This is a genomic window from Halosegnis rubeus (assembly GCF_009184545.1).
Taxonomy (GTDB): domain Archaea; phylum Halobacteriota; class Halobacteria; order Halobacteriales; family Haloarculaceae; genus Halosegnis; species Halosegnis rubeus.
The window spans coordinates 80395-105215 of record NZ_QJOW01000005.1 but is presented as its reverse complement, the minus strand read 5'-3'; the positions used below and the strand labels follow the sequence as shown (position 1 = coordinate 105215).

At 57.3% G+C, this 24821-nt stretch carries 31 protein-coding genes; 16 read left to right on the top strand and 15 right to left on the bottom strand.

The window, feature by feature from the left end:
* Positions 1 to 162: 162 nt before the first annotated feature.
* Together DMP03_RS11830 and DMP03_RS11825 are read right to left on the bottom strand one after the other, a co-directional pair.
* On the bottom strand, positions 163 to 1818 hold the full coding sequence (locus DMP03_RS11830) for a hypothetical protein (RefSeq protein WP_011222438.1): 1656 nt from the start codon (positions 1816 to 1818) through the stop codon (positions 163 to 165).
* A 25-nt stretch (positions 1819 to 1843) separates the two neighbouring features.
* Positions 1844 to 2266, bottom strand: coding sequence for a hypothetical protein (locus tag DMP03_RS11825; RefSeq protein ID WP_004594540.1), 423 nt, complete (start codon positions 2264 to 2266; stop codon positions 1844 to 1846).
* A gap of 139 nt (positions 2267 to 2405) precedes the next feature.
* Between DMP03_RS11825 and DMP03_RS11820 the strand changes: the two genes are divergently transcribed.
* Positions 2406 to 2609, top strand: coding sequence for a hypothetical protein (locus DMP03_RS11820; RefSeq protein ID WP_004594541.1), 204 nt, complete (start codon positions 2406 to 2408; stop codon positions 2607 to 2609).
* A 20-nt stretch (positions 2610 to 2629) separates the two neighbouring features.
* Here DMP03_RS11820 and DMP03_RS11815 read toward each other — a convergent pair whose 3' ends face one another.
* The 4 genes from DMP03_RS11815 to DMP03_RS11795 form a co-directional block, all read right to left on the bottom strand.
* Complete coding sequence (locus DMP03_RS11815; RefSeq protein ID WP_199242302.1) at positions 2630 to 2854, bottom strand: hypothetical protein; 225 nt, start codon at positions 2852 to 2854, stop codon at positions 2630 to 2632.
* 705 nt (positions 2855 to 3559) lie between these two features.
* Positions 3560 to 3742 (bottom strand): exodeoxyribonuclease VII small subunit, encoded by a 183-nt coding sequence (gene xseB, locus DMP03_RS11805; RefSeq protein WP_011222436.1) that lies wholly within the window; start codon positions 3740 to 3742, stop codon positions 3560 to 3562.
* 3 nt (positions 3743 to 3745) lie between these two features.
* Complete coding sequence (gene xseA / locus DMP03_RS11800) at positions 3746 to 4798, bottom strand: exodeoxyribonuclease VII large subunit (RefSeq protein ID WP_004594545.1); 1053 nt, start codon at positions 4796 to 4798, stop codon at positions 3746 to 3748.
* 75 nt (positions 4799 to 4873) lie between these two features.
* Positions 4874 to 5041 (bottom strand): DNA-binding protein, encoded by a 168-nt coding sequence (locus DMP03_RS11795; RefSeq protein WP_004594546.1) that lies wholly within the window; start codon positions 5039 to 5041, stop codon positions 4874 to 4876.
* 133 nt (positions 5042 to 5174) lie between these two features.
* On the opposite strand from DMP03_RS11795, the gene DMP03_RS11790 reads away from it, so the two are divergent.
* Entirely contained in the window at positions 5175 to 5468 is a 294-nt protein-coding gene (locus DMP03_RS11790) for a PadR family transcriptional regulator (RefSeq protein WP_004594547.1), read from the top strand.
* A gap of 71 nt (positions 5469 to 5539) precedes the next feature.
* On the opposite strand, the gene DMP03_RS11785 is transcribed toward DMP03_RS11790, so the two are convergent.
* Complete coding sequence (locus DMP03_RS11785) at positions 5540 to 6058, bottom strand: winged helix-turn-helix transcriptional regulator (protein ID WP_004594548.1); 519 nt, start codon at positions 6056 to 6058, stop codon at positions 5540 to 5542.
* Positions 6055 to 6333, bottom strand: coding sequence for a DUF7471 family protein (locus DMP03_RS11780; protein ID WP_225935279.1), 279 nt, complete (start codon positions 6331 to 6333; stop codon positions 6055 to 6057). The genes DMP03_RS11785 and DMP03_RS11780 overlap by 4 nt, the downstream gene beginning before the upstream one ends.
* Positions 6334 to 6563: 230 nt before the next feature.
* On the opposite strand from DMP03_RS11780, the gene DMP03_RS11775 reads away from it, so the two are divergent.
* From DMP03_RS11775 to DMP03_RS11760, 4 genes are all read left to right on the top strand, one after another.
* Positions 6564 to 7151: a methyltransferase family protein gene (locus DMP03_RS11775; RefSeq protein WP_004594550.1), complete on the top strand. Its 588-nt coding sequence runs from the start codon at positions 6564 to 6566 to the stop codon at positions 7149 to 7151.
* A 76-nt stretch (positions 7152 to 7227) separates the two neighbouring features.
* Positions 7228 to 8535 carry a twin-arginine translocation signal domain-containing protein gene (locus DMP03_RS11770; protein ID WP_011222434.1) on the top strand — a complete coding sequence of 436 codons (1308 nt, stop codon included), beginning with the start codon at positions 7228 to 7230 and terminating at the stop codon, positions 8533 to 8535.
* Entirely contained in the window at positions 8522 to 9583 is a 1062-nt protein-coding gene (locus tag DMP03_RS11765) for an iron transporter (protein ID WP_004594552.1), read from the top strand. The genes DMP03_RS11770 and DMP03_RS11765 overlap by 14 nt, the downstream gene beginning before the upstream one ends.
* Positions 9584 to 9812: 229 nt before the next feature.
* Positions 9813 to 10883 carry an iron transporter gene (locus tag DMP03_RS11760; protein ID WP_011222433.1) on the top strand — a complete coding sequence of 357 codons (1071 nt, stop codon included), beginning with the start codon at positions 9813 to 9815 and terminating at the stop codon, positions 10881 to 10883.
* A 60-nt stretch (positions 10884 to 10943) separates the two neighbouring features.
* Here DMP03_RS11760 and DMP03_RS11755 read toward each other — a convergent pair whose 3' ends face one another.
* A complete protein-coding gene (locus tag DMP03_RS11755; RefSeq protein ID WP_004594554.1) occupies positions 10944 to 12455 on the bottom strand; it encodes a hypothetical protein in 1512 nt (503 codons plus the stop codon).
* Positions 12439 to 12705, bottom strand: coding sequence for a hypothetical protein (locus tag DMP03_RS11750; RefSeq protein WP_004594555.1), 267 nt, complete (start codon positions 12703 to 12705; stop codon positions 12439 to 12441). The genes DMP03_RS11755 and DMP03_RS11750 overlap by 17 nt, the downstream gene beginning before the upstream one ends.
* 481 nt (positions 12706 to 13186) lie before the next feature.
* On the opposite strand from DMP03_RS11750, the gene DMP03_RS11745 reads away from it, so the two are divergent.
* The 6 genes from DMP03_RS11745 (at position 13187) to DMP03_RS11720 (ending at position 18417) form a co-directional block, all read left to right on the top strand.
* Positions 13187 to 13591, top strand: coding sequence for a DUF7541 family protein (locus tag DMP03_RS11745; RefSeq protein ID WP_004594556.1), 405 nt, complete (start codon positions 13187 to 13189; stop codon positions 13589 to 13591).
* Between the two features lie 20 nt (positions 13592 to 13611).
* Positions 13612 to 13800: a DUF7333 family protein gene (locus DMP03_RS11740; RefSeq protein WP_004594557.1), complete on the top strand. Its 189-nt coding sequence runs from the start codon at positions 13612 to 13614 to the stop codon at positions 13798 to 13800.
* A gap of 126 nt (positions 13801 to 13926) precedes the next feature.
* The gene (locus DMP03_RS11735) at positions 13927 to 16611 is read left to right on the top strand and encodes a heavy metal translocating P-type ATPase (protein WP_004594558.1); all 2685 of its coding nucleotides are present in this window, start codon (positions 13927 to 13929) and stop codon (positions 16609 to 16611) included.
* Between the two features lies 1 nt (position 16612).
* Positions 16613 to 17050 (top strand): hypothetical protein, encoded by a 438-nt coding sequence (locus DMP03_RS11730; protein WP_004594559.1) that lies wholly within the window; start codon positions 16613 to 16615, stop codon positions 17048 to 17050.
* 21 nt (positions 17051 to 17071) lie between these two features.
* On the top strand, positions 17072 to 18007 hold the full coding sequence (locus DMP03_RS11725; protein WP_004594560.1) for a cation diffusion facilitator family transporter: 936 nt from the start codon (positions 17072 to 17074) through the stop codon (positions 18005 to 18007).
* Positions 18008 to 18009: 2 nt separating this feature from the next.
* Positions 18010 to 18417 (top strand): SpoIIAA family protein, encoded by a 408-nt coding sequence (locus tag DMP03_RS11720; RefSeq protein ID WP_011222432.1) that lies wholly within the window; start codon positions 18010 to 18012, stop codon positions 18415 to 18417.
* On the opposite strand, the gene DMP03_RS11715 is transcribed toward DMP03_RS11720, so the two are convergent.
* The 5 genes from DMP03_RS11715 to DMP03_RS11695 form a co-directional block, all read right to left on the bottom strand.
* Positions 18414 to 19736, bottom strand: a complete 1323-nt coding sequence (locus DMP03_RS11715) for an arylsulfotransferase family protein (RefSeq protein ID WP_004594562.1) — start codon at positions 19734 to 19736, stop codon at positions 18414 to 18416. The genes DMP03_RS11720 and DMP03_RS11715 overlap by 4 nt on opposite strands.
* Positions 19733 to 20011 carry a DUF7521 family protein gene (locus DMP03_RS11710; protein ID WP_004594563.1) on the bottom strand — a complete coding sequence of 93 codons (279 nt, stop codon included), beginning with the start codon at positions 20009 to 20011 and terminating at the stop codon, positions 19733 to 19735. Before DMP03_RS11710 ends, DMP03_RS11715 begins: the two co-directional genes overlap by 4 nt.
* Positions 20008 to 20385, bottom strand: coding sequence for a winged helix-turn-helix domain-containing protein (locus tag DMP03_RS11705; RefSeq protein ID WP_004594564.1), 378 nt, complete (start codon positions 20383 to 20385; stop codon positions 20008 to 20010). Before DMP03_RS11705 ends, DMP03_RS11710 begins: the two co-directional genes overlap by 4 nt.
* Before the next feature lie 140 nt (positions 20386 to 20525).
* On the bottom strand, positions 20526 to 20753 hold the full coding sequence (locus DMP03_RS11700; RefSeq protein WP_004594565.1) for a hypothetical protein: 228 nt from the start codon (positions 20751 to 20753) through the stop codon (positions 20526 to 20528).
* A 60-nt stretch (positions 20754 to 20813) separates the two neighbouring features.
* A complete protein-coding gene (locus tag DMP03_RS11695) occupies positions 20814 to 21776 on the bottom strand; it encodes a transcription initiation factor IIB (protein WP_004594566.1) in 963 nt (320 codons plus the stop codon).
* Positions 21777 to 21846: 70 nt separating this feature from the next.
* Here DMP03_RS11695 and DMP03_RS11690 point away from each other — a divergent pair, with 70 nt between their 5' ends.
* From DMP03_RS11690 to DMP03_RS11675, 4 genes are all read left to right on the top strand, one after another.
* Positions 21847 to 22464: a COX15/CtaA family protein gene (locus tag DMP03_RS11690; RefSeq protein WP_011222430.1), complete on the top strand. Its 618-nt coding sequence runs from the start codon at positions 21847 to 21849 to the stop codon at positions 22462 to 22464.
* A gap of 104 nt (positions 22465 to 22568) precedes the next feature.
* A complete protein-coding gene (locus DMP03_RS11685) occupies positions 22569 to 23555 on the top strand; it encodes a thioredoxin domain-containing protein (RefSeq protein WP_004594568.1) in 987 nt (328 codons plus the stop codon).
* The gene (locus DMP03_RS11680; protein WP_004594569.1) at positions 23536 to 23979 is read left to right on the top strand and encodes a disulfide bond formation protein B; all 444 of its coding nucleotides are present in this window, start codon (positions 23536 to 23538) and stop codon (positions 23977 to 23979) included. The genes DMP03_RS11685 and DMP03_RS11680 overlap by 20 nt, the downstream gene beginning before the upstream one ends.
* A gap of 251 nt (positions 23980 to 24230) precedes the next feature.
* Positions 24231 to 24803 carry a CPBP family intramembrane glutamic endopeptidase gene (locus DMP03_RS11675; protein WP_225935283.1) on the top strand — a complete coding sequence of 191 codons (573 nt, stop codon included), beginning with the start codon at positions 24231 to 24233 and terminating at the stop codon, positions 24801 to 24803.
* The last annotated feature ends 18 nt before the right edge of the window (positions 24804 to 24821 follow it).

Genomic DNA, 24821 nt, shown 5'->3' with positions numbered 1-24821 from the left:
AGGACGAACCTGTTGGGGATTCAGTCTGGTTGCCGGGACCATCGGTTCCGGAACACCCTGCTACTCCTGCAAGCAGGGCTGTTCCAGACGAAGCCAAAAGACGGCGTCGACTAATCCACCGTTCCGAATTCCGGTCATGGGATTCTGAATGTTCTCTGATCATTATAGTGACCTCCACGGGGGCCAGATACGCCACCCTGTAATCCGATCGATGAAGAACACTGCAAGGAGGAACAGCGAGACGGGAACGCCGATCCGGAACAGCGTCGACACCAACTGGAGCACTGAGCCTTGCAGCAGGACAGTATCCGAGTCGCCGGTATAGCCGGGAGGATTGAGCCACCAGTGGCCGGGTTCGTATCGGGCCGACACACCGCCAGGGGAACGTTCAATCGTCGTCGTGACGGTTCCGTTCCCGGTCGTGTTCACCCGCTGCCCGTTGACGACGACGTAGCCGTCCCGTTCGTCGGTATTGATTGGTGCGCCGGTGTTCGCGTTCTGGAGGGTCACCCGGACGGTGACCGTATCTTCGGTCTGGTTCACCACCTCCAGAGAGAGGTTGCTCTCGTCGATCTGGATTCGAGCGAACTCATCGGCGGGCCGTTCTGCCTCAACCCCTCTGACGAGCCCCCACGCACGGACAGTCTCGGGCTGTTCGTCGGTCGTGGCCCGCGTCGCGATGCCGTAGCTGGCCGTGTACGACTCCGTGAGAACATCCAGGTGAACGTTCGACGGGAGCGTCGGCGGCGACGTCGACGTCCCGTACACATCCAGTATCGTCACGTTCCGGCGGGGCGACGGCGTCGGCCCCGTCTCGATGGGGTACGCGTTCACCTGGAGTGGATGGAGCGGTGAGTGGGCGGTCCGCTGTCCGTCGTCCGAGCTGTAGACCAGCGTATCCCAGTCCTTGTCTCGGGCTGAGTAGAACCGCCAGACACCTCGGACATCACCGTTGGGCAACTGGTAGCCGAGCCACGGCTGGTTCTTGTAAACGACGAGGCCGAGATCACCGTTCGGATACTCCGCGATGAACCCTGATACCGCGAGGTCATACTTCGTGACCTCGATGGAATCGGTTACCGTGACGGTCTCGGTCGGGTATGAAACGGAACTCTCCCAGTTGGTACAATCGCCTTCGTCGTTGTGAGCGGTACAAACTTCGACCTCCTTCCGAAGTCGGACCGAGATATTCGCCTGGAGCGTGAGCTGGTGGTCCTCGCCGGCGTATCCATCCAAGGAGTACGACAGTGCCGGCGTGTGGGAACCACCAGCCGTCGTCTCCTCGTCGCCGTCGACGAGGAGTCTCGTCTCCTCAACCTGATGGCTCTCCAGACTCCAGTAGACACGTCGATCGCCGGAGGTGTCGTCAGGCGGCACCGCCACCCGGTAATCGACGGTCCCGCGGAGCGTCCCGTCTGGAGCGACGTAAAGCGGCTGTCTAGACGACGAGAGGCGCGCTCGGGTGGACGGCTGAACGGCGAACACCTCAGTATAGGCTTCCTTGATGAACTGGTCGCTGGTGAGGTCCGCATCTGGTGGATGGATCGACACGGAGCTGTTGGTCGCCGGGAACTCCGAGTGGTCGCCACGGTTCCATCGCTCAACTGCACGCGGGGGCGAATCGAACGGGACATCGGTCCCCTCGCCAAGCTGCTCGACCGCCGACCCGTTACTCAGATTCGCACCGTCGGTCGCACCGTCTTGATCCCCCGACCACAGTTTGTGAAAGGTCTCCTCCGGAACGCCGTGGTCAGTACTATTCGGGGGATGGGCGCCCACTGGAACGGCGGCTGTCGATGCGACGAGGACGGCGGACATGACGAGTGCGAATCCTGGTGCGTGGTTAGAATCCACAACTCGTGCCACCGACCACGATGTTGTTCAGGATGAACTGGACGATCTCCGTCCCGAGGGGGGCGACGATCACGCCCCAGAGCAGGCCCTGATTCCGGACAGATTTCATCTCCTTCTTCCAGTCCGAGCGACGGGTGAACGGGATCGCCACCGTCGCGCCGAGCGCGAGGACGCCGCCGATGAGCGGCCCACCGAACTGGATGATGGTGAAGATGTTCTGGATGGTGTCGGCCATGTTCGAGTCGCAGAATGCGCTCCCCGGATCCGACTGTGCGGCCGCCGTCCCCACGAACAGGATCAGCGGGAGGAGCGCCAGCAGAATCGGGCCGATGGACCTGTGGATGATCCGAATGACGGACGTCGATTCCTCAGTACTGGCCGGCGTCTCGCCGGAGGGGACCTTAGCACACATCGTTTGTGGGAAAGGATAGCACGACCAAAAGAGGTCAGAAAATTTGAATGAATTTGTAGATCTTCAAAGTTCTCCAAGTTCTCTAGAGAAGTTCTCATTCTACTGGGATATATGCGACCGCATAGCCTGGGTCGAACTAATGTCAGACGCGGACACAGCAACCAGCGCCAGCAACTCCGACTCGGATGTTAGCGACGATGTGGCCCGAATCAATATGCGAATCCCGCAGGACAAATACGAGTGGTTACAGGAAGAACTCGACTCATTCACGAGTGATACAGGCCGATTCCAGTACCTCATCCAGTTCTATTCCGACCACAAAGAAGATGACACCGACTGCTGATCTGCGACCCACAGGGCGACTTAGACCTGCAGCGGAGCAACGATGAGAAGCGGGCAATCCTCGCCCTCGAAATAGTACTGCTTTACCGTCGTCGCGTCCTCGAACTCGTCCGCATCCTCAGGAAGGGTGATCGTGCGGGCGCTGCTGTGTTCGTGGATCGAGTAGATGCCGAGTTCGGAGAGGTCCTCACACTCGGCGGGATCCAGTTCTCTACTGACCGCCTCCAACCACGCTTCAACTGACACGGAGGACCGCTCGTCCGTATCAGTTTCACGGGGGGTACTGCGGGGACTGGCTTGTGCCATGATACATTTGCACATACTTGCGTCTTATCTACTAAATACTGACGGCCAATGACTTTCTTAAAATCTGACTATGTAACTAATGAAGTGTTTGTCTGACGCCGACCGAATACACGTTAAGAAACGCTATTCTGAGGCGTTGAGACACGCTTGGATATCAGCACCAGTCGGAAAAGTCAAAATCACGAGAGGAACGGCGACAAGCGACCACCCGACTGGATCCAACTGTGGAACCGGATTCGACGAGAGATAGGCTCCAATTCCGAGTACGACAATAGGGGTATAGAGGAGAGTCGGCGCGATCGAACCGAGTCGGATAGCGACCGTCGGAGCAGACGGGGCGTAAACGGCGTCAACGTATGGGCCACGTCGATTGACACCGAACGAGACTGATTCCGCATAGAGCCTGTGGACGGCGTAGTGTGCGGACTCATGGAGGATCCACGCTACACCACACGCGAGTAGGTAGACGCCGAATATCAGAACCGTCTCATGGAACATTGGAACTACCGTCGAACGGTTCGAAATGGGAGGACATCGCAGATAAGCCTGAAGGGTAACCGTGGCTAGCGACCTTAACCAACAAGCTCGTGAACAACGGCAGGCTGTTGGTTAACGCGGAGAGACAGTCGATACCGCTGCCGTTCCTCATTTGATCTCGATGACCTCGCCCTGGCCTTCGTGGAGTCGCTCGCGGATTTCAGTTAGTAACTCCTGCCCTTCCTCGTACAGCTCACTCCCTTCATCAAGTGACACCTCATCCGCGTCGAGTTGGTCGATAATCTCTTCGATTCGGTTCATCCGACTCCTGATGTCCGTGTCTTTTGCCATCGATTAGATCACCCCCAGCCAGAGTGCAGTAATGAGCAGCAACAGCACTAGGAGCACGACAATTGCAACCTTGTAGTAAACTGGCGACAGGCCCTCAGGCGCGGTCGCCTCTTCGACTGCCTCGGCCAGTTCCTGTTCGTGTTCGTGCTCCTGTTCAAAGGTCTCGTACGCGGCCTCAAGCTGTTGCTCAAGCGGGCCAATGTCGCTAGCCAGGAAGTCATTCCGAGACTTCGCGATGTACTCGCCGGCCGCTGTCGGTGTGATCGCGGCCATATCCGCTACCCGATCCGCGATTAGCCGGTCGTCAGTATGGCCAATTGCCGTGACGATCGGGGTGTTCGCGGTGAAGATCGCTTCCGCGACCCGCTCGGTGTTGAACGCCTGAAGGTTCGAATCGCTCCCACCGCCGCGGCCGACGATAATTGAATCGACGTCCTCGGAGCGGTCCAGATGGTGAATCCCGTTCGCGATAGACGTCGGTGCCTCTGACCCTTGGACGGTCGCATCCTTCACCAGGATGTCGACTGTAGGGTCTTGCTCGTGGATCGCGCTCTGGATGTCGTACCGAGCATCCCCTCGGAGTGAGGTCACAACACCGACCCGTTCCGGAAACGCTGGCGGGCGCTGTTTCTGCTCGTCGTCGAACCAGCCACGCTCTTCGAGCTCGCTGCGCAGTCGCTCGACCGCGGCCGCTTGGTCGCCGTCGCCGACGACGATCACTTCCCACGGCTTGAGGTCGATTTTCCCGCCTTCAGTCCAGTAGTCGATATCGCCTTCCAGGATGACCTCAGTCCCGTCCTCGAGCTCGGCGTCCATCTTCCGATAGCGGTTTGCCCAGATCATACAGGGGAGCTCGGCGTCGCCATCGGTAAGCGTGAAGTAGAGCGCTGTACTGTTCTGATGGAGATCCGTGACTTCGCCAATACAGCGGACACCGTCGAGGGCAGGCGCATCCTCGACGACCGAGGCGATTCGGTCGTTCAGCTGTGACACGCTGAGGACGTCTCCTGCCTCAGGCTCGACCGCCTGCCGTTCAGTATCCGGTGCGTCCGCCATCTTCGTTTCCTAACTTCTGTACAGGAACCTCAAAAAGCTACGTTCGAGTGACGGGCTTGGCTGCGTTACGCAGGCCTACAGGTCGCGGGGCTGGACCGTCTTCCGGTCGTTGGACTCGGCACGCTCTGCGGCGTCGTCGAGCAGTTCGGCGACCTCCTCGTTGAGCGTGTCGTAGAAATCTGCCGAGACGTTGTTGTCCGAGAGTGCGTCCTTCACGGCTGCTTTGACGATTAGGTCAGACATTCCATCGCGGAATTCACCTGTCCACTATATAAAGGTTCGAAGTTTTCACGCGATATCCCGACCCAGTCAAGCCAAAATCGCCTCGGGGTACCAGAGAGAACATATGCCACCCCTCAAAATAGAGAACAGACGGATGCACGATCTAACTGGGTTCCAGCGGGACATCTTGTATGTAACGGCCGGGCTCAAGGAACCACACGGGCTCGCAATCAAAGACGAACTCGACGACTACTACGAACAGGAGATCAACCACGGGCGCCTCTATCCGAATCTCGACGACCTCGTCGACAAAGGACTGCTCGAGAAGGGTGAACTCGACAGGCGGACGAACGTATACACAGTTACACAGCGCGGTCAGCGTGAAATAGAGGCACGTCGTGAGTGGGAAACCCAGTATCTGGGAACCGTGGACTCAGGGACTGCATAGCGTTCTATCCAAGTGGGTGCAGTAATCGAACAATCAAGTTCTCGTTTCAACGAAATACATCCGAGGGCTCGTTACGATCCATCCGCCAATAGGTTATCGACGAGGCGGGTGAACCGGTCGATCATCCGATCGGACAGCGAGGGGGAGATCTCTTCGAGGAGGCGAGCGGTCTCAGTCCGCTCGGCTGCGACCAGCGTCACGTGATTATTGACATCTCGGTGTTTCTCGATGAGATTCTGTTCCGTCAAATGATCCAAGTGCCACTCAAGGGTTCCCCGAGCAATCCCGAGGGACTCTGTGACAGCGTTCGGGCTGGATGTTCCCTGTTCGAGAACACAGAATAAGATGTCGCGTGCTGTTTCCCGGCGAAGGACAGCGATTGCTCCCCGCTCCCACGCATCATATTCCGGTGTGTAATAGTGGGTCCGGCCATAGAGAGGTAGGTTGACCACTCTCTCTTGATTCTGGAGTTTCCTGAGATGGTACTGTACCTGTCCTGGTGCGAGGTCGAGTCTCCGCGTGAGCGCGTTGAAGTGTTCTCCAGGGTGGGTGGCAATATACTCGTGAATTCGGTCACGTTGGTGTGTCATGTATCGAAGTTGGTCTCGTTCGAAATGGTTCGGGAGTGATAGACTGCAGCAATAACGAGCGCTACAAGAATGACATCAAGCCCGTGTTCGAGGAGGTGATGCTCGGCTTGTGAAAACAGGCCTACGATGGAGATCCCCGCAACCGCAGAGCGTCCAAGAAGGGCAGCCAATGCAGCGACGATTAACAGATATGGACGGGATTGGCGTTGAACGAACGCGCCGATCGCAAGTCCCAGAAGTACCGCTGTACCCGCAGCCGCGGCGGTGATCACCACGAGCAACGGAAGGGACTGCGAACCGGTAAACCCGCTATGGAGTGGGACAAATCCCGCCATGTGGGCTGAATTTGAAACGCAGTTACCTGAGAACGTCGATTCGAGTTACTCCGGATGTTAGAATTGTAGAGAGTGGTTGGTGGTTCCAAACCTCTTCAGAGGGAGCAGTACCCAGATGCGAACCCAAGATTGTCTCACTTTTTTGTCCTTCACTATCACGACATACACGTATGTCCTCGTTCTCAGATCGTGCGCTCCTGACGGCGGTCGTCGCGGATGTCACGCTGATTCTCGGGTACGCCATCAGTGCGGTTCATCCTGACCGTCGAGTGTGGCCCATCGGTGACAGCTCTTGGCGGTGGTGGTTCAATTGGTCAGCGCTCTCCGTCGTGTTCGCTGGGTTTCCCGTGCTGGGCGCGCTCGATCGGGACTCCTTCATTTTCACCGAACGTTGGAGCAAACTCACGGGTAGCGGTATCGCCGCACTCGGGATGGGATTTGCCCTCTCAGCACTCTTCGAACTTGGGTGGATGGAAAGCAGTGGAAGAGAAGGGGAACTTCGGACGAACGGTATCTACCAGTACACGCGCAACCCTCAGAGCGTGGGATTCATTACGTTCATCGTCGGCGCGATCATTGCAGTGAACTCCCGGAAACTGGCTGTACACGGCATCTTGACCATCCTCGTGTACGCACTGTTCCCGTTTGCCGAAGAACCGTGGCTGCGAGAGCAGTATGGCCAGGAATACGAGCAATACCGCAAGCGGGCCCCCCGATTTATCGGGTGGAACTTGGTGAAGAAGCTCATCACCAGATAGTCTACTACCGACCTTGAGCGGGGATTCAAGAACTCTACCAGAACCGCCTTTTCCGTTGGCTTCCTAACTGTCGTCAATGACTGATGAGAGAGGTATCCCTCGCAGAGAATTCCTCAAGTCGGCCGTCGCTATCGGAGGCGCAGCGGCATTCAGTGCCTGTTTAGGCCGTGAAGATGTTGACGTCCCAACAGGGCCGGATGATCTCTCGTCGTATCCACAACGTCAGCACGCTTGGAATGAGGCCCTCCCACGGGACGACCACGGGAACGTCGTCGCTCCGAGCCATCGTGTGCTCCTCTATCTAAATTACCGACGAGACGGGCCCCCGAACGAAGACGACCGTGACCAAGTTGAAACAGCTCTCCGTGGGATCGAACACGCCTACGAGCGAAGCGGGGGCGGGTTATTGCTCACGGTGAGTTATTCTCCGGCATACTTCGACCGATTCGACGAATCGCTTCCCGAAGACGTTGACCTCCCTGATCCAGAAGCACTTGCGCCGTTTGAGGATCCCGAGTTCGATACGCCCGATGCAGTCGTCCATCTCGCGAGTAACACGGCACAGGTGGTGCTCGGTGCCGAAGAAGCCCTCAAAGGGAACAAATCAACCCTCAACGGTGTCGATCAGCCTGACGCTACACTGACCGATGTTTTCTCAATCGCCGACCGGCGGACGGGCTTTATTGGGGACGGGTTGCCGGCGGAGAATGCTGACGATGCAGAGGGTGTTCCGGCAGATAAGGTCCCAGAGGACGCGCCGCTGTTTATGGGATTCAAATCGGGATTCAAAAAGAACCAGGCCAGTGAAGATCGCGTGACAATCCAGTCGGGGCCGTTCGCCGGTGGAACGACCCAGCACATCTCCAAGCTCCAGCTCAATCTCAATCAGTGGTACAATCAGGACGATCGCTGGCAGCGTGAGGCGAAGATGTTCTGTCCGTACCACGCCGAGAACGACGTAATCGAGGGCGCTGGAGACAATCTCGGAACCAGCAGCAAAATCGACGACTGTCAGCCAACGGATGAGACGGCCCGCGAGATGGGCGTCGTCGGTCACTCCCAGAAATCCGCCCGCGCTCGCGATGACGATGACTCGCCTCTCATCCTTCGGCGCGACTTCGATTCTACCGACGGTGAAACCGCCAGCCTCCACTTCCTTGCGCTCCAGCGACGGATCACCGACTTCGTCGACACGAGAGAAGCGATGAATGGCACTGACGTCACCGAGCAGTCGGCCGTCGGTCAGCGAAACAACAACGGCATCCTGCAGTACATCCGAACGGAGCGTCGCGGTAATTTCCTCGTCCCCCCACGGTCGTTGCGTTCGCTGCCGCCTGCGCGACCGGTCGAGAACGCACAGGAGGTGACGCATGAATCGTCGTGACGTGCTTCGGGCGGTCGGGGGCACGTCACTCGTGGGGCTCGCGGGGTGTACCGGCCTGTTTGAGACGCGGTCAGCGCGGGCACCACCGCTCCCCGAGAACCGCCCGGACGCAGTCTACTATCCGACCCACTACGAGGGCATGAAAATGCCCGGAATGAAGGAACAGGGCGGGTACAGTTGTGCGCTCACGTACTCGTATGCGCACCGGTTCTGGCTGATGAAGCCGAATGGGATCACGAAGGTCGAGATTCAATCCGAAGATTCGATTCACCTGATGCCGGTCGTTTGGGAGACACAGACGGGGATCATCCCACCCGATATCAATCCACAGCTCACGATTACACAGGACGGCGAGCAGGTCGACCAGTTCGCACCGTGGCCGATGCTCTCCCAGCCGATGGGGTTTCACTTCGGCGATAACGCACAGCTCCAGGGCGACGGCACATACACTGTCGAGGTCAGCATCGGCGGGCCGTCGACGCGACGGACGGGGTCGCTGGCCGAGAATCAGGGGAACGCCTCGTTCACGTTCGAGTTCGAATTCAGCGAATCGACGCTCAACGAGATCTCGTATACGGACATTCCCGACGACAGAGAAGGCACGAAGGGTGCTGTCGACCTGATGGACATGGAGATGTTACCGAGTTCGCAAGTGCCGACACCGGACGCGCTCCCGGGGGACGTTCGTGGCTCGGGGACGAGTGGGGACGCGAAGTTCGTGGTTACGATCCTCGAAGACGCGTCACGTTTCGGTGGGGACGAGGAGCAGAGGTATCTCGCTGTTTCTCCGCGCACACCCTACAATCGAACGATGCTGCCGATGATGTCGCTTTCGGGAACACTGCACCGTGACGGGATGTCAGTGTTCGACGGAATTCTACAGGCAACCATCGATCCAGAGCTCCGCTATCACTACGGAGCGACGGTCGCAGATGTACAGACGGGAGATGAGCTGACGATCACGGTCGATTCGCCCCCACAAACAGCTCGCCATGAAGGATACGAGACAGCCTTCGTTGATATGCCAGATGTGCAGGTGACGTTGTAGTTCCAAAGGTGTCTTTAGAATTCCAACCGAAGCCAAATCTATGGAAGAGAAGCACCTCCTACTGGCGACGTTACTTGGCGTTGTCTCACTCCTGGTACTCACCGGATTCGTCGTTCGCTTAGCGTAGACAGTCACAGAATGGCCGAGGCTGGCAGTTACAGAAACCCCCGGTTGACGACAGCGAGGTCGACTCAATGAATCTACCAAACATAGTATCTCAGAGGAGAACATGAATCGGAGAACGTTTCTCAAACAGGGGACTGCTCTCTCGGGGGGCCTGGTACTGTCTGGTTGCCTGGGGCGGCTCGGATTCGAGACGCAGTCTGCATGGCGTGATCCACCGATCGTGGAGGATCGACCTGACGCGGTCTACTATCCGGCAATCATCGAAGGGATGGGAATGTACGGAACGACGACGGCAGGCAGTCTCGGATTTGCACTGATGCACTCCTTCCCGCACCGTTTCTGGAACCTCACTGGCTCACGAAAGACGAAAGTCGTCGTTCAGTCGGATGATTCGGTGCATCTGATGGCGAGTGTCTGGGACACCGAGACGGAGACGATCCTCCCGGTCGACGTCTCTGTCGAAATCAGTAACAGCGACGGTCGAGTGTCCTCGACCAACCTCTGGCCGATGATCTCGCCGAATATGGGGTTCCACTACGGCGACAATATCGCTCTCCCGGGGGAAGGACAGTACGATGTGACGCTCCAGGTTGGCCCGTTGCAGACAGCTCGTACGAGTCCATTCAACGGGCGATTTACAGAGGGACAGTCTGCCACGATGCAGTTCACGTTCGATACGGATGAGACGTACAATTTGGAGATTCGCCGGTTAGGGGACAAAGCAGGCACCCGTGGGACAGTCGATCTAATGGATATGGAAATGATTCCTGAACCGGTCGTGCCGACAAAATCCGAGCTTCCCGGTCGACTACTCCACGAAGGGCAATCCGGTGACGCAACGATGCTGGTTGCTCTCGTTGACGGTGACCATCGGTTTAGTGATACTGAAGGACCCTTCCTAATCGTTTCTCCACGCACACCCTACAATCGCGTGATGCTCCCGAGGATGGCTCTTTCAGCAACACTCGACCGTGGAGGGGATACAATCACACAAGGGACACTCCAAGCGTCCCTTGATCCTGACCTCGGGAGTTTCTATGGGATGGGTATTGATGAACTCAAGACTGGCGATACGGTCAGAATCACTGTAGAGACACCACCCCAACTGGCGCGCCACGACGGCTACGAAACCGCGTTTCTCGACATGGACCCGATTGAGTTCACTGCCGAGTGATCTTTCTGGTTGAGTTCTGACCTTAGTGTGCGATCCGTTGTTCTCTCGAAACCACCAGAATCAGGGTAGATATGGGGGCGTCGCTCCTGGAAGTGAGAGAATCCAGAGGCTAATAACGGTGTACCCGATCATCACACCGATGAACGGGTACTGGCTCCGGATTGCGACGAGACGACTCGAGAAGAGTTCGTAGGCGGTCGCGTGCGCTGCCCAGATAGCGAGGAGATGCCCGATGAGCACGTAGGCGATACTCAAACCCTCGAACCACCCAGGTGGAGACAATGTCAGGGGATTCGCTGGGGGCGACAGTGGAGAGAGAATTGCCATGCCTAGAGCCGGACTGAGGGATACAGCCAGTCCGGTGTAGTGGGCGAGGTGATATCCCGCTGCGATGGCCAATAGCGAGGGTGCAAACCGAAAGGCGATACGTTTCGCTGTGATGTATGTCCCGGTCCGTCGCCGAGAGAGTACGCCCGCATACCAATACGCGGCGAAGAAAACGACGTAGCCACTGACGAAAAGGAGTGTGTAGATGAGGATCGCACGAATCTGTACGGCTCCCACTCCAATATTGGAGAGGCTGACGAGTGCCTCGGTAGTTGCTGCGCCCGTCTGCGTCGTGATGAAGCCGCTGTACGTGAGCTCCCAAATCAGCGCAATGACGAACGCAACATCGGAGGTGTCCGTGATTAAGTCTGAGTCAGTCAGGTCGCTACCGGGCAGTTTTACAGTGAGCTTCCCGTCCCGCCGTTTTACAGGGGCGACAGCCCCGAAAAATCGGAACAGGACGGATAACGGATCTGCGTTCTCGAACCACGCGTCAGGACCGAAGAGTACTGCGCCTGCGATTGTGACGGCACTGTAGCCGAGGATCGCAAGCGAAAGAATTGACGGAATCGTGCTGACAGGGAAAATCACCTCAATCCACACAAGGAGTAATAGGCCACCGACAGCTGGCCATCGGGCTAATTCTCTTGGATACGTTCTGTGTCCAGCTGGGAGAAGCGAGACGATCCCTCGCCAGGGGTTCAGTGCTGGCCAAACGTTCCCTCCAAGATACGTAAGCATCGGCAAGCCCGCTCGAACGACGACAAATGTGACGAGAATGGTGAAGCTTGCTGTCGGGAGCTGCGGTCCGGTCAGTCCGAGATACACTGCCAGTCCAAGGACGACAATCCCAAAACTACGTCCGATCCATCGAATCGGTGTCCACCAGTCGTCGACCGTCGGACCGGGGAGTGACCAGTTGTGGAGATAGCGGATAAAGGCTCGATCAGTAACGAAGCTCGCAAGTAGGGCAGAGGCGCCGATCGTGGCGCCGCCAGTGGCAAGATACAGCCATCGGGGAACGGCAAGGGTATCCCGAGGCTGCTTCGAGAGCGTCATCCCGTTACCGGCAGCGACTGTTTCGGTAAACAGCGTCAGTATCGAGACCCAGAGTACAAACTGTACGAAGAGTCTGAGCTTCGTGTTCGAGACGACCCAATGACGAAGCCTCGACCCTGGACCTGACTCTATGTGTACCTCTTCGCTTGCCCCGGTGTTCGTATCTGAGTCAGGCAAAGATAGCATACATGAATAGAAGACCGAAGTACAGGAGCACGAGGGCTCCAAGCGCTTTCAGACGGAGTGTACGCAACTCGTCTTCTTCGTCTGCTCGGGCAGAGAGGAATGCGTCCTCCTCGTCGTCATCCAGCTCTTGGGGATGTTCTAAGCCTTTGTGGAGGACGAGGCGGTCGGTCGTCGGGAACGGATGCCCACAGTAATCACACTCCCCTGCAGGTGAGTCACGCCGTGGAACCGTAGTGCCTTCGTATGACATACTCTCGAAAGCTGTTATTCGGCCGTAGGCCAGTCAGCGTTGAAACCGTTCTGGTTCGACGTTCGAACTTCTCCGCTCGCGTATCGACCTACGTGGCGTCATCAATGGCCAGAATGGTCGGTTACAACAGATCTGCTAGCGAAGAACGAAGTTGTCCAAACGCTCCCTTTGACAGCGTGGAAGTAGTCTTTTGTTCAGAGTGGTTGTCTTCGACTGGAGACTGACTCTCCGTTTCTCGCTCTTCTTCGTAGGCGTCGCAGTAGATGCACATAAAAAAGAGTAGGCAGAGCGTCTCTATAAAACCATTTGACCGTAAGATGGGATAGCGCGGAGAATCGGGACTAAGCAGTATTACCAGCTTCAGACTGTGAGGTTATACCGCACCAATATTAACTAACGGCTGAATTACAGCCATTTTCTATTAACTATAGGGGTATCAATAACAGCCGATTTATTATATCGTGAAGCTCAACTCGAGATAATGAGCGATTCCGAAGACACGGATTCAACCTTCACGGGAGCGAGTCCATGGCCACTCTTTGTCGCTATTGGATTTGCTCTCTCGGAGGTCGGTGTCGTTCTCGGCCTTCGTCCTGTCTCTGTTGCGGGACTGTTGTTGTTCGTCGGATCTGTTGCTGGCATTCTCACAGAGGCGGAGTATATTACTGAACCAGCGAAAGCAGCAGGTGTTCAAGGATTCGTCCTCTTCGGCATCGGTATCTTGCTGATCACACAGAACCAGACCGGGACGACAATCCGCGGTCAATCGATTGCGATCGCTGGTATCCTGTGTCTCGTTGGTGCACTTGTCTGGGTAGGCTTCGTTCGAAGGAAGACCCGCGCAACGGTATCGACAGCAGAGACGTCGGAAACAACATCTGATTGAGTTTCAGTAACAAACTATCGATGGAATTCGATAACACGAAAACGGTAATCGCGTTCGGGGTCCTGCTCACCCTCATAATTGGTGGGACGATGATGAGTCCGACGAGCAAAAGTACAGTCATGATGGTGAGCGTCGGCCTCGTCGTGTTTGGAGTCTTTACGCTCTTCCTCGAGGTCAAACACGGTGAGTATCGAGCAAACCATACTTAGGTCTGCATTTGAGATGAGACAACGGCCGAGTTAATAATATAGGGCAAAGTATTTATTAGGTATTGGCAGAAAATGGGTGTTTTATAGCAGTCGATTTAATAAATGTGTAGTGGCTAGGGGAGAGTGATGACCTCCCCCGACGACGATTCCCACAACAGGAGTGGTGAGCCACCGGATCGCGCCCACGAACACGAAGAAGGGTCCCACGAGCATAGTCACACGCATGACCACGACCACAGTGATCACGAACACGCCCAACACACAGAACAGGGCGTCGACGACGTTTCTCCACCCATAGACCAAGGGGACGTTGCACAATTCGCGGTCCCGGAGATGGATTGTCCATCCTGTGCAGGAAAGGTAGAGAACAGCGTCGAAAAACTGGACGGAATCCGCAGCGTCGACCCGCAAGTGACGAAAGGGACGCTGACCGTTTCATACGACGGCGAACAAACGAGTGCCACCGCGATTGCTAATCGGGTCGAAAAGGCCGGGTACACCGTGGAGGACACCGGCGAAGTGTCCTCGAAATTCACGGTTCCGGAAATGGATTGCCCGTCGTGTGCTGGCAAAATCGAGAACGCTCTCGAGAGGGTCGAGGGAATTACAACATTCGAAACCCAGCCGACGACCGGAACCGTCGTCGTCACGTACGATTCTTCGAGGACTGGAGAAGCCGATATCATCGGCGCTATCGAACGTGCCGGGTACAAGGTTACAGACACGTCGAGCGACGAATCAGGACGGCAGGACCCGACTGAGGAACGCGAGAGCATCTGGACGAGTCCACGAGCACTCAAGACGTGGATCAGCGGTGGATTCGTCGCTCTCGGCTTGCTCTTCGAGTTCTTCCTGACCGGGCAGAATGTACAGCTTGCAAGCCTTCTCGGAACGGAGCTGCTCGTCGCCGACGTACTGTTCCTCGTTGCCGTCGCGTCCGGTGGTCAGGAGATCTTCCGCAACGGCTACTACTCCGCTCGGAATCTGAACCTCGATATCGACTTCCTGATGTCGGTGGCTATCCTCGGAGCACTCGTTGCGAGCCTCGCCTTCGGTGAGGCGCTCTACTTCGAGGCGGCCACCCTCGCGTTCCTGTTCAGTATCGCCGAGCTGCTGGAGCGGTACTCGATGGATCGCGCTCGGAACTCGCTCCGGGAGTTGATGGACCTCTCACCGGATGAGGCAACCGTCAAACGGGACGATACCACGGAGACAGTTCCTGTCGACGAGGTCGCTGTCGGCGACGTGGTCGTCGTCAAACCGGGGGAGAAGATCCCGATGGACGGAACCGTCGTCGACGGTGAAAGCGCCGTCAATCAGGCACCCATCACAGGCGAAAGCGTACCCGTCGACAAGACGATGGGAGATGAGGTATACGCCGGCACGATCAACGAAGAGGGCTATCTTGAGGTAGAGGTTACCTCTGAAGCCGGTGATAACACGCTCTCGCGAATCGTGGAGATGGTCGAGGATGCCCAGTCGAACAAGACCGAGCGCGAGCAATTCGTCGAACGCTTCTCAACGTACTACACGCCAGTCGTCGTTGCCTTCGCCATTTTGACGACGGTGGGAAGCCCGTACGTTCTCGGCACGACCTGGCCCACGGCCGTCGTCTACGGGTTGACGTTACTGGTACTGGCCTGCCCGTGTGCGTTCGTCATCTCGACACCCGTGTCCGTCGTGTCGGGAATTACGAGCGCCGCGAAGAACGGCGTCCTGATCAAGGGCGGCAACCACCTCGAAGCGATGGGGGCCGTCGACGTCGTCGCCTTCGACAAAACGGGGACGCTCACGAAAGGTGAGCTCACCGTCACTGACGTCGTTCCATTAAACGAAAATTCGGAGGAAGACGTCCTCCGGTGTGCCCGCGGGCTCGAACAACGGAGCGAACATCCCATCGGCGAGGCGATCGTCGCTGAGGCCGGCAGCATGGGAGTCGCCGAGCGCGAGATCGATGATTTCGAGAGCATCACCGGCAAGGGCGTCCGGGCCGACCTCGACGGGACGCCCCACTTCGCTGGCAAGCCGGGGCTGTTCGAGGAGCTGGGATTCGACCTATCACACGTCCACGCGACCACTGACGGCGGTGTCGTCACCCAGACAGCTCGGCAGATATGCGACCGGAACAACTGCCTCGACCTTCTCGACGAGACCGTTCCCGAACTCCAAGCAGAAGGGAAGACCGTTGTCCTCGTTGGAACCGAAGACGAACTCGAAGGCGTCATCGCAGTCGCCGACGAGATCCGACCCGAAGCGAAGCGAACAGTGACGCGACTCAAGCAACTCGGCGTCTCCCGAACGGTGATGCTGACGGGTGACAATGAGCGGACTGCCCGCGCGATCGCCGAACAGGTCGGCGTCGACGAGTACCAGGCCGAATTACTCCCCGAGGACAAGGTGACGGCGATCGAGGAGCTCGTCGAGGAGTACGACGGCGTTGCGATGGTCGGTGACGGCATCAACGACGCACCGGCGCTCGCCACCGCCACAGTCGGCGTGGCGATGGGGGCTGCCGGGACTGATACCGCATTGGAGACCGCCGACATCGCCTTGATGGGTGATGACCTCGCAAAGCTCCCGTACCTCTACGAACTCGCACACGATGCGAACGGGGTCATCCGACAGAACATCTGGTCGAGTCTCGCTGTCAAAGCCGGGCTGGCAGTCGCAGTCCCGTTCGGATACGTCCCGATCTGGCTCGCCGTCCTCGCTGGCGATGCCGGAATGACGACGGCCGTCACCGGGAACGCGATGCGACTCTCTCGAATCACGCCGGAGACAGACACCGAAACCAGCGCTTCGGAGGGGTAAGATGGGTGCAGAGAATGAGGGAAACGCAACATCCCATACGGAGGCAGATCAGCAACGATACCCGTTCGGACTCTCGTCTCCGCAGTTTGCCGTCCTCGTTGTGCTCATTGGGCTCATCGGGCCCGGTTTGTTGGTATACACCTTCGAACAGGCGAACCTCTCTGCAGTTGCTGACCTCGTGTGGATCGTCGGCTATGGCACAACCGTATTTGTGGTTTGGTTCATCTGGCTTCGTCCGCTCGATTTCGCGGGCTCCTCCGCCCAAGATACATCACTCTCCGAAGAATCGGAGCGGTCCAAACCAGAACCGGAGGGAGCCGATGAGGAGATTACCTCTTCGGATAGCACTGAATCAACGGCGCAGGATTCGATGGTGACGAGTGAAGACGGGGCCCAGGAATCTACCCAGGAACAACCGGAATCCTCAGATTCGAAATAGAACCCCCTCTAATGTGAACTTATGACCCTTCACGAGCATACTGATGAGGAGACCGCAGAGCACAACCTCCCGTCTAAATCAAGTGGCAGTACGCGTCGGCTTGCGCTCGTCGCGGTCGTCAATTTCTTTGGATTCGTCATCGAACTGGCTGGTGGACTCCTGTTCGGGTCGGTCGCGCTTATCAGCGACGCACTCCACATGCTGTTCGATATGCTGGCGTACGCGATGGCGTTCGGCGCGAGCTACACCGCCGAACGGTTCGAGGGTGGCGAGGCGTGGTCGTACGGTCTCCACCGACTGGAGCCGGTTGCGGCCTTCCTGAACGGCGTCTTGCTCCTTCCAATGGTCGGATACATCGTCTGGGAGTCCTACCAGCGGTTCCTTGAGCCAGTGGCGATCAATCCCGAGTTGACGCTGATCATCGCTACGGGTGGCCTGCTGGTAAACATCGGCTCCGTGTACGTGTTGCAGGGTGGTGAGATGAGTCTCAACGAGCGCGGGGCGTTCTACCACCTGCTCGGTGACGCCGGTGGCTCTGTTGCGGTAATCGTCTCGACCGCCGCCGTCGCAGTGTTCGATCTCCCCATCGCAGACCCTGTGGCGGCCGTACTCATTGGGCTGCTGGTGCTCGCGTCGGCCGGGAACGTCCTCCGGGAAAGCACCTCGATCCTGTTGGAACGGAGCCCGGTGTCGTCCGAAGAACTCCGGGATGAATTGACGACACTCGATGGCGTCGACCAGATTGAGGATCTCCACGTCTGGCAAGTCTGTAGTCAACTCACCGTCGCAACCGTCCGACTGACAGATACGTCGACCACACTCGAGGAGCAACGGAGAATCCAGTCACGGGTTCACGACTATCTCACGAATCGAGGAATCGACCACGCAACCGTGGAGCTCGTCGGGCGTACCGATCCCGATACTGACCCTGTCGGTACGACGAATCACTCCCACTAACGATGTCCCACACAGCACCCGATCAAATGTTCGAGGTGTTGGACGAGACGAACGAGAACCTCATTGCGATTCGCGTCGGGAAGGGCACGCGAACAGGCTATCAAGAGCTGTACTCACTCCTCGTCGAAAAGAGCGATAAGCACGGGTACATCCACGTGTACGAGGAAGTTCCGAACTGGACGTTCAGGGCGTTTCTCACACACCTCCACGGGGTGGTTCCCGATCTCCGGTACGGCCCTGAGTTCGATATCGACCGGTACGCCGCAGTCGGCGATACACGATGGGCAAAACTCCTGTTCGACTGGTGGTATGCAATCCGACCGATCTGGCCAGTCGCCCCCAACGAAATGCGATATTTCGACATCAAGAAACGCGAGCGAGCTCTCGACTGGCTTCGAGAGGAAATTTAGTTACGAATACGATCAACTCCGCCGACGACAATGAGGAGTGTAGAGACAAGCGTCAGTCCAAGTTGTGGTTCCCGGAACCAGAATGGCGTTGACGGAACGACTGCCCGAAGCCCGACCAGCAGTAGTGAGAGAACCGGCACGCCGGCGTCAGGGCTGTCGACGCTGCTTCCGTTAGTCGTGTACTTCGGGGCTCCGACAGACTCACCGTAGGGCAGTCGGTCGGCTTCGTATGGGATACGCTCTGTTCGAACGCTCCAGACGACAGTCCCGGATTCGTCGACCTCTACGAGTCGCCGGTTGAGCGTGTCGGTGATAAGCGTGTTTCCGTTCGGGAGGCGATCCGCATCCCGGGGCCAATCGAGCTCGACACCCGCTGCCCGATCAAGAGCCCACGCTGGCTCCCATTTACCGCCCTCCGTTCGATGCAGTTCCACGACTCGGTCGTTCTCGCTGTCGGCAACGAGGACGGCACCATCCCCGAGCCACTGGGGGTTGTGCTGGTGGTTGAGCACGTCGGGGTCACCGCATCGAATATCGCCATCATTGTCATAGTCGTTCAACTGGCCGGATTTCCGGCAATTGGCATCGTTCGAATCGGTCGTATCCTCATTGATAACCTCAACGACGCCCTCGCCGCGCTCGATAACGAGTAGCTGGTTGGCATTCCGTACTGAGACGAGATAGCGCCCAGAGCCGATGACGTCCACGTCGTTGATGTGCAGCCAGTCGGTCGTCGTCGGATCTTGTGGGGCGTCGTAGAACGAACTCGCATTCCACTGCCACGTGACTTCGCCGTTCTTGACAGTAAAGATACGCTCGTACTCCATATCGGTGACCAAGTATTCTCCCGATTCGAGTCGTTCGACATCGTGGACTTCGCTGTTCTTGTTCGTTCGCACCGGGAAGCTATACTCCGAAACCACCTGCAGGTCTTTCCCGGGGTCAATGACTCGGAATCCCGTTCGGGTACAGGGAGACTCGTACGGTCCGCACGAAGCGTACCCGCTGTCCATGAACCCGGCTAACACTGTTCCGTTCTCCGTTTGTGTGACGTCAAAATAGCTATCAGCACTCGATTCACGCCAGGTAGTGTTCGTCCCGTTGAGAAGATAGACGCTGCCGTATTCGTGCCAGCCTGGGCCACCCCCCTGAGACCCGACCAAGGTTCGGGACGTCTGGTCTGTCTCCGAAGCCGTCCCAATCGCAGGGGCGAGCATTGCACTGCTAACAAGCGTGAGAACGAACAGAACAACGCCGAAAAGGATTAGGTAGCTACCCCGACGGAGATCAGGAACGGCAACATTCGGAACGGGGTTCATTTCTGGATATACAGCGAGTACATGATGACCGCGAGGCCAAGGGCGACGAACAGGCTGTTGATGAGCACGCCGAGGGCCAATCCGACAGAAAAGAACTGGTTGGCCACGCCAGTTAGAATTGCCCCGAGTGTGATGATACCGAACCCGACACCAAGGACACGTAGCGAATCCGCACCCGTACGTCGATAGGCTTTAAATGCAATATAGGTAATCCCGCCACCGAGAAGCAGGATTACGAACTTGACGACTGCAATCGCCGTGATGACGCCGTTCATACTTCGTCCCCCATCATCGACCAGATATCTGCAAGCCGTTCGTCTGTAGATTTCGGCGGCCGATCGACGCTCACCGAAAACGTACCTGTGTCGTCCATAGAGATCGTGACGTCCTCGAACGACCGCTCGTAGTAGGTAACCCGTCCACCTCCGGGGTTGATCGTCTCCTGTTCTCGAACGAGGGAAGCGGAACTGAGGAGTTCTAATTTTCGATACAGCGTCGACTTGGGGATGTCACATGCGTCGAGGAGTTCGTTCGCAGTCATTGGTTCGATAGTTTCCTGGAGAATAGCCCGACACGCGGGATCATCCAGCGCATCAAGGACATCCTGTACCTCCGGAGTGTCCTCGGACGACACTGAATCATCTCCCATTATTCGATAATACGTGGTCCTCGGGATATGGTGTCCGATTGCTGGAGAGGCATCCCATTGGTCCCACGAACTCAGTCGGGATCGTGGTTCCAGAGTCATGACGGTCGATCCATCGAAAGAGGGGAGACATGGTGACACAATTATGAATCGTGCTGAATTTCGAGTCGTTGTTCGCCTGCGTCTGTGATCTCGTAGAGACCCCTCCCCAGTGGAACAATACAGCCCTCACTATGGAGGTGAGCACACGTTTGGTCAATGGTGATCGGGTGTCCATCGACGGCGTTAGTGATCTCCATCACATGGCACGGTGACTCATCAACGAGCAGCTCCAATATCTCGACCTCGGTCTGTATTGAGAACTCGCTCATGGTAAATATCGTATCATGACCCACTCAGTAGCTGGATTTCGCCCGGCAGGGGCTATCCGGTCAGTCATACTGCGCGTACACCTCGAGAAGCTCTTGGTATCGATTTCGGATCGTGACTCGACTGACGTGGGCGACCTCACTCACCGTCTCCTGTGTGAGCTGTTCGTTCGTGAGGTGGGTCGCAGCATACAGAGCGGCAGCCGCCAACCCGGCTGGACTCTTTCCACTGTGGACGGCATTATCTGTAGCTACCTCAAGCAGTTCTCGAGAGCGCCGTTCTGCTTCGTCGCTCACGTCGAGCGATGACGCGAATTGTGGAATATATTGCATGGGATCCTCCGGCTCGATCTCCAGCCCAAGTTCTCGGGACAGATATCGGTACGCTCGCTGGATCCGGATTTTCTCGACACGGCTGACATCGGCGAACTCCGTCAGCGGCCGTGGCATTCCGTGCTGTCGAGCAGCCGCATACAACGACGCCGTCGACATACCCTCGATCGAGCGACCGGGGAGCAGGTTCTGCTCCACAGCACGCCGGTACAGGACGCCTGCAGTTTCCCGAACCGATTCAGGAAGTCCCAGAGCGGACGCCATGCGGCTGATCTCCCCGAGCGCTTGCTTGAGATTCCGCTCGTGAGCATCCTTCGTACGGAACCGCTCGTCCCACGTCCGGAGGCGCTGTAATTGAGCACGTTTGCGACCAGAGACAGCCTGTCCGTAGGCATCCTTGTCCTGCCAGCCGATAGTCGTACTCAGACCCTTATCGTGCATCAGCTGCGTCGTCGGAGCCCCGACCCGACTCTTTTCATCGCGTTCCTCTGAAGTGAACGCACGCCACTCAGGACCGTGGTCGATTGGATTATCTTCAAAAACCAACCCACAGCTTTCGCAGGTCGCCTCACCGCTGTCGCTAGTCCGTGTAATATGACCCTGACACTCGGGACAGATGTTGTCGTTGGCAGACTTCACCTCGCGGTCGCGTTCATCTATTGACCGTTCCTGGGTATGTTCTTGAGCCATCATACTATTGGCATATAGGGGTTTTCCCTACAAACCGTGTGTCTTCTTAACAGTATCATGAGACGGCTCCTCAATGAATAGCAGGCGGTGTCCCACTCGCTGGGAATCCGGCTTAACACTTTGTCTCCAAGACATCAACTCGTCACACCGCAAGTCAACGTCCCTACCCAATATTATGTCTCAAGCCCGACTCCGCAGGCACGATATACGAACCGCGATTTCAAGGATTCCGGTCGAGTACAGGCATATCGCCAGTTTGACGCTACTAGTGACGTATATTGTGATGCTTCTTGGAGCCTACACCAGTGCAATCGGTGCTGGACTTTCCTGTCCCGATTGGCCGACCTGCTACGGGACGTGGGTCCCCTTCCTTCAACCCGAGATCATTGCTAACTCGCCATACTCTGCACTCCAAATCTTCGCTGAGTGGGCTCACCGTGGACTGGCGATGACGGCCGGGGTTCTGATCGTCGGCACGACCCTTGGAGCGTGGGTGACACACCGTAATACCCCGATTGTCAAATGGTCGGCCACGGCCGCTCTCGTCCTCCTTCCGTTACAGGTTATCCTCGGAGGATTGACCGTCACGGAAGATCTCCAACCGACCATCGTGACGACGCATCTGGGCGTGGCAATTCTCATTCTCCTCTGTCTCCTGACGACCTGCCTCGTCGCATATCTCCGCCGCTGATGACCCCTTGCGTATAACACAATGCCACAGATACCGACGATTCAGCTCACTATGAGAGCAGAACACGGAGCCTATGAAATCTACACTTGGAGTAGTGATCACGAATGACTGCCCATACCTGCCCGATCTGTACAGATCAATTCGAAACAGCTGGAGCAGCGCGTGACCACACATGGAACGTTCACAGCGCCTGCCATTATTGTGGCGAACAACTCGGTGACGAGACTGACGAGCAGCTCTACAGACACTGGCTCGTCGCGCACCCCGACGACCTCTCAGGTGTGGATTACAAACGGGCTGAGACAGCCGTTGATTCACTCACGTTCTCAGAGCGGCTCTCCGAGGGAGGTGTTGGAGCTGCTGTCGGAGGACTAACCCGCCGACAGCTTCTCCTCGGCGGTGGTGGTGCCGCCACTGCCGGTCTCGTGATCGGCGCCACCGCTCTCTCTAACAATACGAGCACTGAGCCGGATGACGGCGCGACTGCTGGAGGTGATACGGGTGCCGTTACCACTGCCCCGATTCCCGACTCGCCTGGAGACTTCCGCTATGCGACGATGGGGTCTGCTGATGCCGATGTCATGGTCACATACTTCGGGAGCTGGAAGTGTCCGTACTGCGCCCAGTTCAGTACGGAGATGCTTTCACAACTCGTGACGGACTACGTGGAACCAGGAACAATTGCGCTCGAGTTCCGCAATCTGGCATATATCGGTGGCGACCCATTTTTGGGCCCCGATGCACCGGCAGCCGGTCAGGCCGGATTAGCCGTCTGGAACACCGACCCAGCCTCATACTGGGCGTTTCACGAATACGTGTTCGGGAATCAACCACCCGAGAGCGACCAGTGGGCGACCGCCGAGAGATTGGTCGAGTTTGCTCAGGCCGCAGGCGTCTCCGAGACAGCGTCGGTCCGCACGGCCATCCAAGAAAATCAGTATGACGACGCGCTGCGGGCGACTGACAGGGCTGCGAGCGATGTCGGTGTCGATGCCACACCCACGCTCCTCATCGATGGCATGACGGTCAATCCACTCGGAAACGAAGAGCGAGTAAGACAGCTGATCGAAGATGCAGCTGGATCAAACTGAGTCATGGATGTCCGACGGACGATTCTGGCTTGCAGGCGGGGCAGGCGTCGCGGCGATTGCAACCCTGGGAAGCCTCTGGTTCAGTCTCGGCCTCGGTCTCGTTCCGTGTACCCTCTGCTGGTACCAACGTATCCTCATGTATCCGCTTGTCGTCGTTCTCGGCGTTGCCGCCCTCGAGAGCCACAACACAATCTGGCGAACAGTCGTGCCACTATCCGTGGTGGGAGCTTCAATCGCGGGATATCACTCCGTACTCCAAGCAACGACGGCCTCATGCACCTTTGCTGGCCCCTGTGCAGTTGTCCAGTGGCAGGCTCCGGTGCTCGGACTTACAATTCCGAATCTCTCACTCATCGCGTTCGTGCTCGTGATAATTACAGTCCTCGCTGGATCCAACCTCGTCGAACCTGAACGTCAGCTATGAACAAAATCACTACCGCGGGATGTCTTGGAATGAATAGCGCCGGAATCGACCTATCGAAGCCAGCTTGTAGGGTGGAGCCCTACGCTCACATCTGATTAATGTCGTCGATATCTCGTTTCCGGTCTGTCGCCTCGGCGATTGGTCTCACGTATGGATCATACGTCGCGGGGGCTATCGTAATCCTTGCCGTCGCGACGGTAGTCGGGTTGTTCGGAGTCGACCTCGCGTCGCGCCCAGCCCTCAGACTGGTTGTGAGCACGTTCTTCCTCCAAGGAGTGACGTTTGGGGGCATCGCCATCCTTTATCTCAAAGGCCGTGATCTCGGATTGGGATTCGTTCCAGTTCGTTCACCTGACAAGCGTGATGGAGCAGTGATTGTTGGCGGGAGTATAGCGATCCTGGGGTTGCTCTTTGTGGCGTCCTCAGTAATCACAGCCCTCGGTCTGAACTCGGCTCAGAATCAGATCGTCGAGGTCGGGCGACAAAATCCGAGTGTATTCCTTCTTCTGATCCCCCTTCAATTCCTGTTAGTCGGCCCGGGAGAAGAGCTGTTGTTCCGGGGCCTCGTACAGGGCACCCTCCGTGAAAGTCTCCATCCGGCTCGTGCAATCATCCTCGCAAGCGCTCTGTTCGCATCGATCCATCTCTTCTCGTTGTCAGGGGAAGGCAAACTGGTGTACATCGGTATCGCATTCGTCCTGGCCTTAGTACTGGGAGCAGCGTACGAGTATACGGACAACCTCACAGTGCCGGCTGTGATTCACGGGACGTATAACGCGGTGCAGTTTGCAGGGGCCTATCTGACGGCGACGGGCGGACTCTAAAAATCTGACCACTTTGTC

What these genes read in the sequence shown, in the direction of transcription:
- DMP03_RS11830 (WP_011222438.1), bottom strand. Translation starts at nt 1,818, where the DNA reads ATGTCCGCCGTCCTCGTCGCATCGACAGCCGCCGTTCCAGTGGGCGCC.
- DMP03_RS11825 (WP_004594540.1), bottom strand. Translation starts at nt 2,266, where the DNA reads ATGTGTGCTAAGGTCCCCTCCGGCGAGACGCCGGCCAGTACTGAGGAA.
- DMP03_RS11820 (WP_004594541.1), top strand. Translation starts at nt 2,406, where the DNA reads ATGTCAGACGCGGACACAGCAACCAGCGCCAGCAACTCCGACTCGGAT.
- xseB (WP_011222436.1), bottom strand. Translation starts at nt 3,742, where the DNA reads ATGGCAAAAGACACGGACATCAGGAGTCGGATGAACCGAATCGAAGAG.
- xseA (WP_004594545.1), bottom strand. Translation starts at nt 4,798, where the DNA reads ATGGCGGACGCACCGGATACTGAACGGCAGGCGGTCGAGCCTGAGGCA.
- DMP03_RS11795 (WP_004594546.1), bottom strand. Translation starts at nt 5,041, where the DNA reads ATGTCTGACCTAATCGTCAAAGCAGCCGTGAAGGACGCACTCTCGGAC.
- DMP03_RS11790 (WP_004594547.1), top strand. Translation starts at nt 5,175, where the DNA reads ATGCACGATCTAACTGGGTTCCAGCGGGACATCTTGTATGTAACGGCC.
- DMP03_RS11785 (WP_004594548.1), bottom strand. Translation starts at nt 6,058, where the DNA reads ATGACACACCAACGTGACCGAATTCACGAGTATATTGCCACCCACCCT.
- DMP03_RS11775 (WP_004594550.1), top strand. Translation starts at nt 6,564, where the DNA reads ATGTCCTCGTTCTCAGATCGTGCGCTCCTGACGGCGGTCGTCGCGGAT.
- DMP03_RS11770 (WP_011222434.1), top strand. Translation starts at nt 7,228, where the DNA reads ATGACTGATGAGAGAGGTATCCCTCGCAGAGAATTCCTCAAGTCGGCC.
- DMP03_RS11765 (WP_004594552.1), top strand. Translation starts at nt 8,522, where the DNA reads ATGAATCGTCGTGACGTGCTTCGGGCGGTCGGGGGCACGTCACTCGTG.
- DMP03_RS11760 (WP_011222433.1), top strand. Translation starts at nt 9,813, where the DNA reads ATGAATCGGAGAACGTTTCTCAAACAGGGGACTGCTCTCTCGGGGGGC.
- DMP03_RS11755 (WP_004594554.1), bottom strand. Translation starts at nt 12,455, where the DNA reads ATGCTATCTTTGCCTGACTCAGATACGAACACCGGGGCAAGCGAAGAG.
- DMP03_RS11750 (WP_004594555.1), bottom strand. Translation starts at nt 12,705, where the DNA reads ATGTCATACGAAGGCACTACGGTTCCACGGCGTGACTCACCTGCAGGG.
- DMP03_RS11745 (WP_004594556.1), top strand. Translation starts at nt 13,187, where the DNA reads ATGAGCGATTCCGAAGACACGGATTCAACCTTCACGGGAGCGAGTCCA.
- DMP03_RS11740 (WP_004594557.1), top strand. Translation starts at nt 13,612, where the DNA reads ATGGAATTCGATAACACGAAAACGGTAATCGCGTTCGGGGTCCTGCTC.
- DMP03_RS11735 (WP_004594558.1), top strand. Translation starts at nt 13,927, where the DNA reads ATGACCTCCCCCGACGACGATTCCCACAACAGGAGTGGTGAGCCACCG.
- DMP03_RS11730 (WP_004594559.1), top strand. Translation starts at nt 16,613, where the DNA reads ATGGGTGCAGAGAATGAGGGAAACGCAACATCCCATACGGAGGCAGAT.
- DMP03_RS11725 (WP_004594560.1), top strand. Translation starts at nt 17,072, where the DNA reads ATGACCCTTCACGAGCATACTGATGAGGAGACCGCAGAGCACAACCTC.
- DMP03_RS11720 (WP_011222432.1), top strand. Translation starts at nt 18,010, where the DNA reads ATGTCCCACACAGCACCCGATCAAATGTTCGAGGTGTTGGACGAGACG.
- DMP03_RS11715 (WP_004594562.1), bottom strand. Translation starts at nt 19,736, where the DNA reads ATGAACCCCGTTCCGAATGTTGCCGTTCCTGATCTCCGTCGGGGTAGC.
- DMP03_RS11710 (WP_004594563.1), bottom strand. Translation starts at nt 20,011, where the DNA reads ATGAACGGCGTCATCACGGCGATTGCAGTCGTCAAGTTCGTAATCCTG.
- DMP03_RS11705 (WP_004594564.1), bottom strand. Translation starts at nt 20,385, where the DNA reads ATGGGAGATGATTCAGTGTCGTCCGAGGACACTCCGGAGGTACAGGAT.
- DMP03_RS11700 (WP_004594565.1), bottom strand. Translation starts at nt 20,753, where the DNA reads ATGAGCGAGTTCTCAATACAGACCGAGGTCGAGATATTGGAGCTGCTC.
- DMP03_RS11695 (WP_004594566.1), bottom strand. Translation starts at nt 21,776, where the DNA reads ATGATGGCTCAAGAACATACCCAGGAACGGTCAATAGATGAACGCGAC.
- DMP03_RS11690 (WP_011222430.1), top strand. Translation starts at nt 21,847, where the DNA reads ATGAATAGCAGGCGGTGTCCCACTCGCTGGGAATCCGGCTTAACACTT.
- DMP03_RS11685 (WP_004594568.1), top strand. Translation starts at nt 22,569, where the DNA reads ATGACTGCCCATACCTGCCCGATCTGTACAGATCAATTCGAAACAGCT.
- DMP03_RS11680 (WP_004594569.1), top strand. Translation starts at nt 23,536, where the DNA reads ATGCAGCTGGATCAAACTGAGTCATGGATGTCCGACGGACGATTCTGG.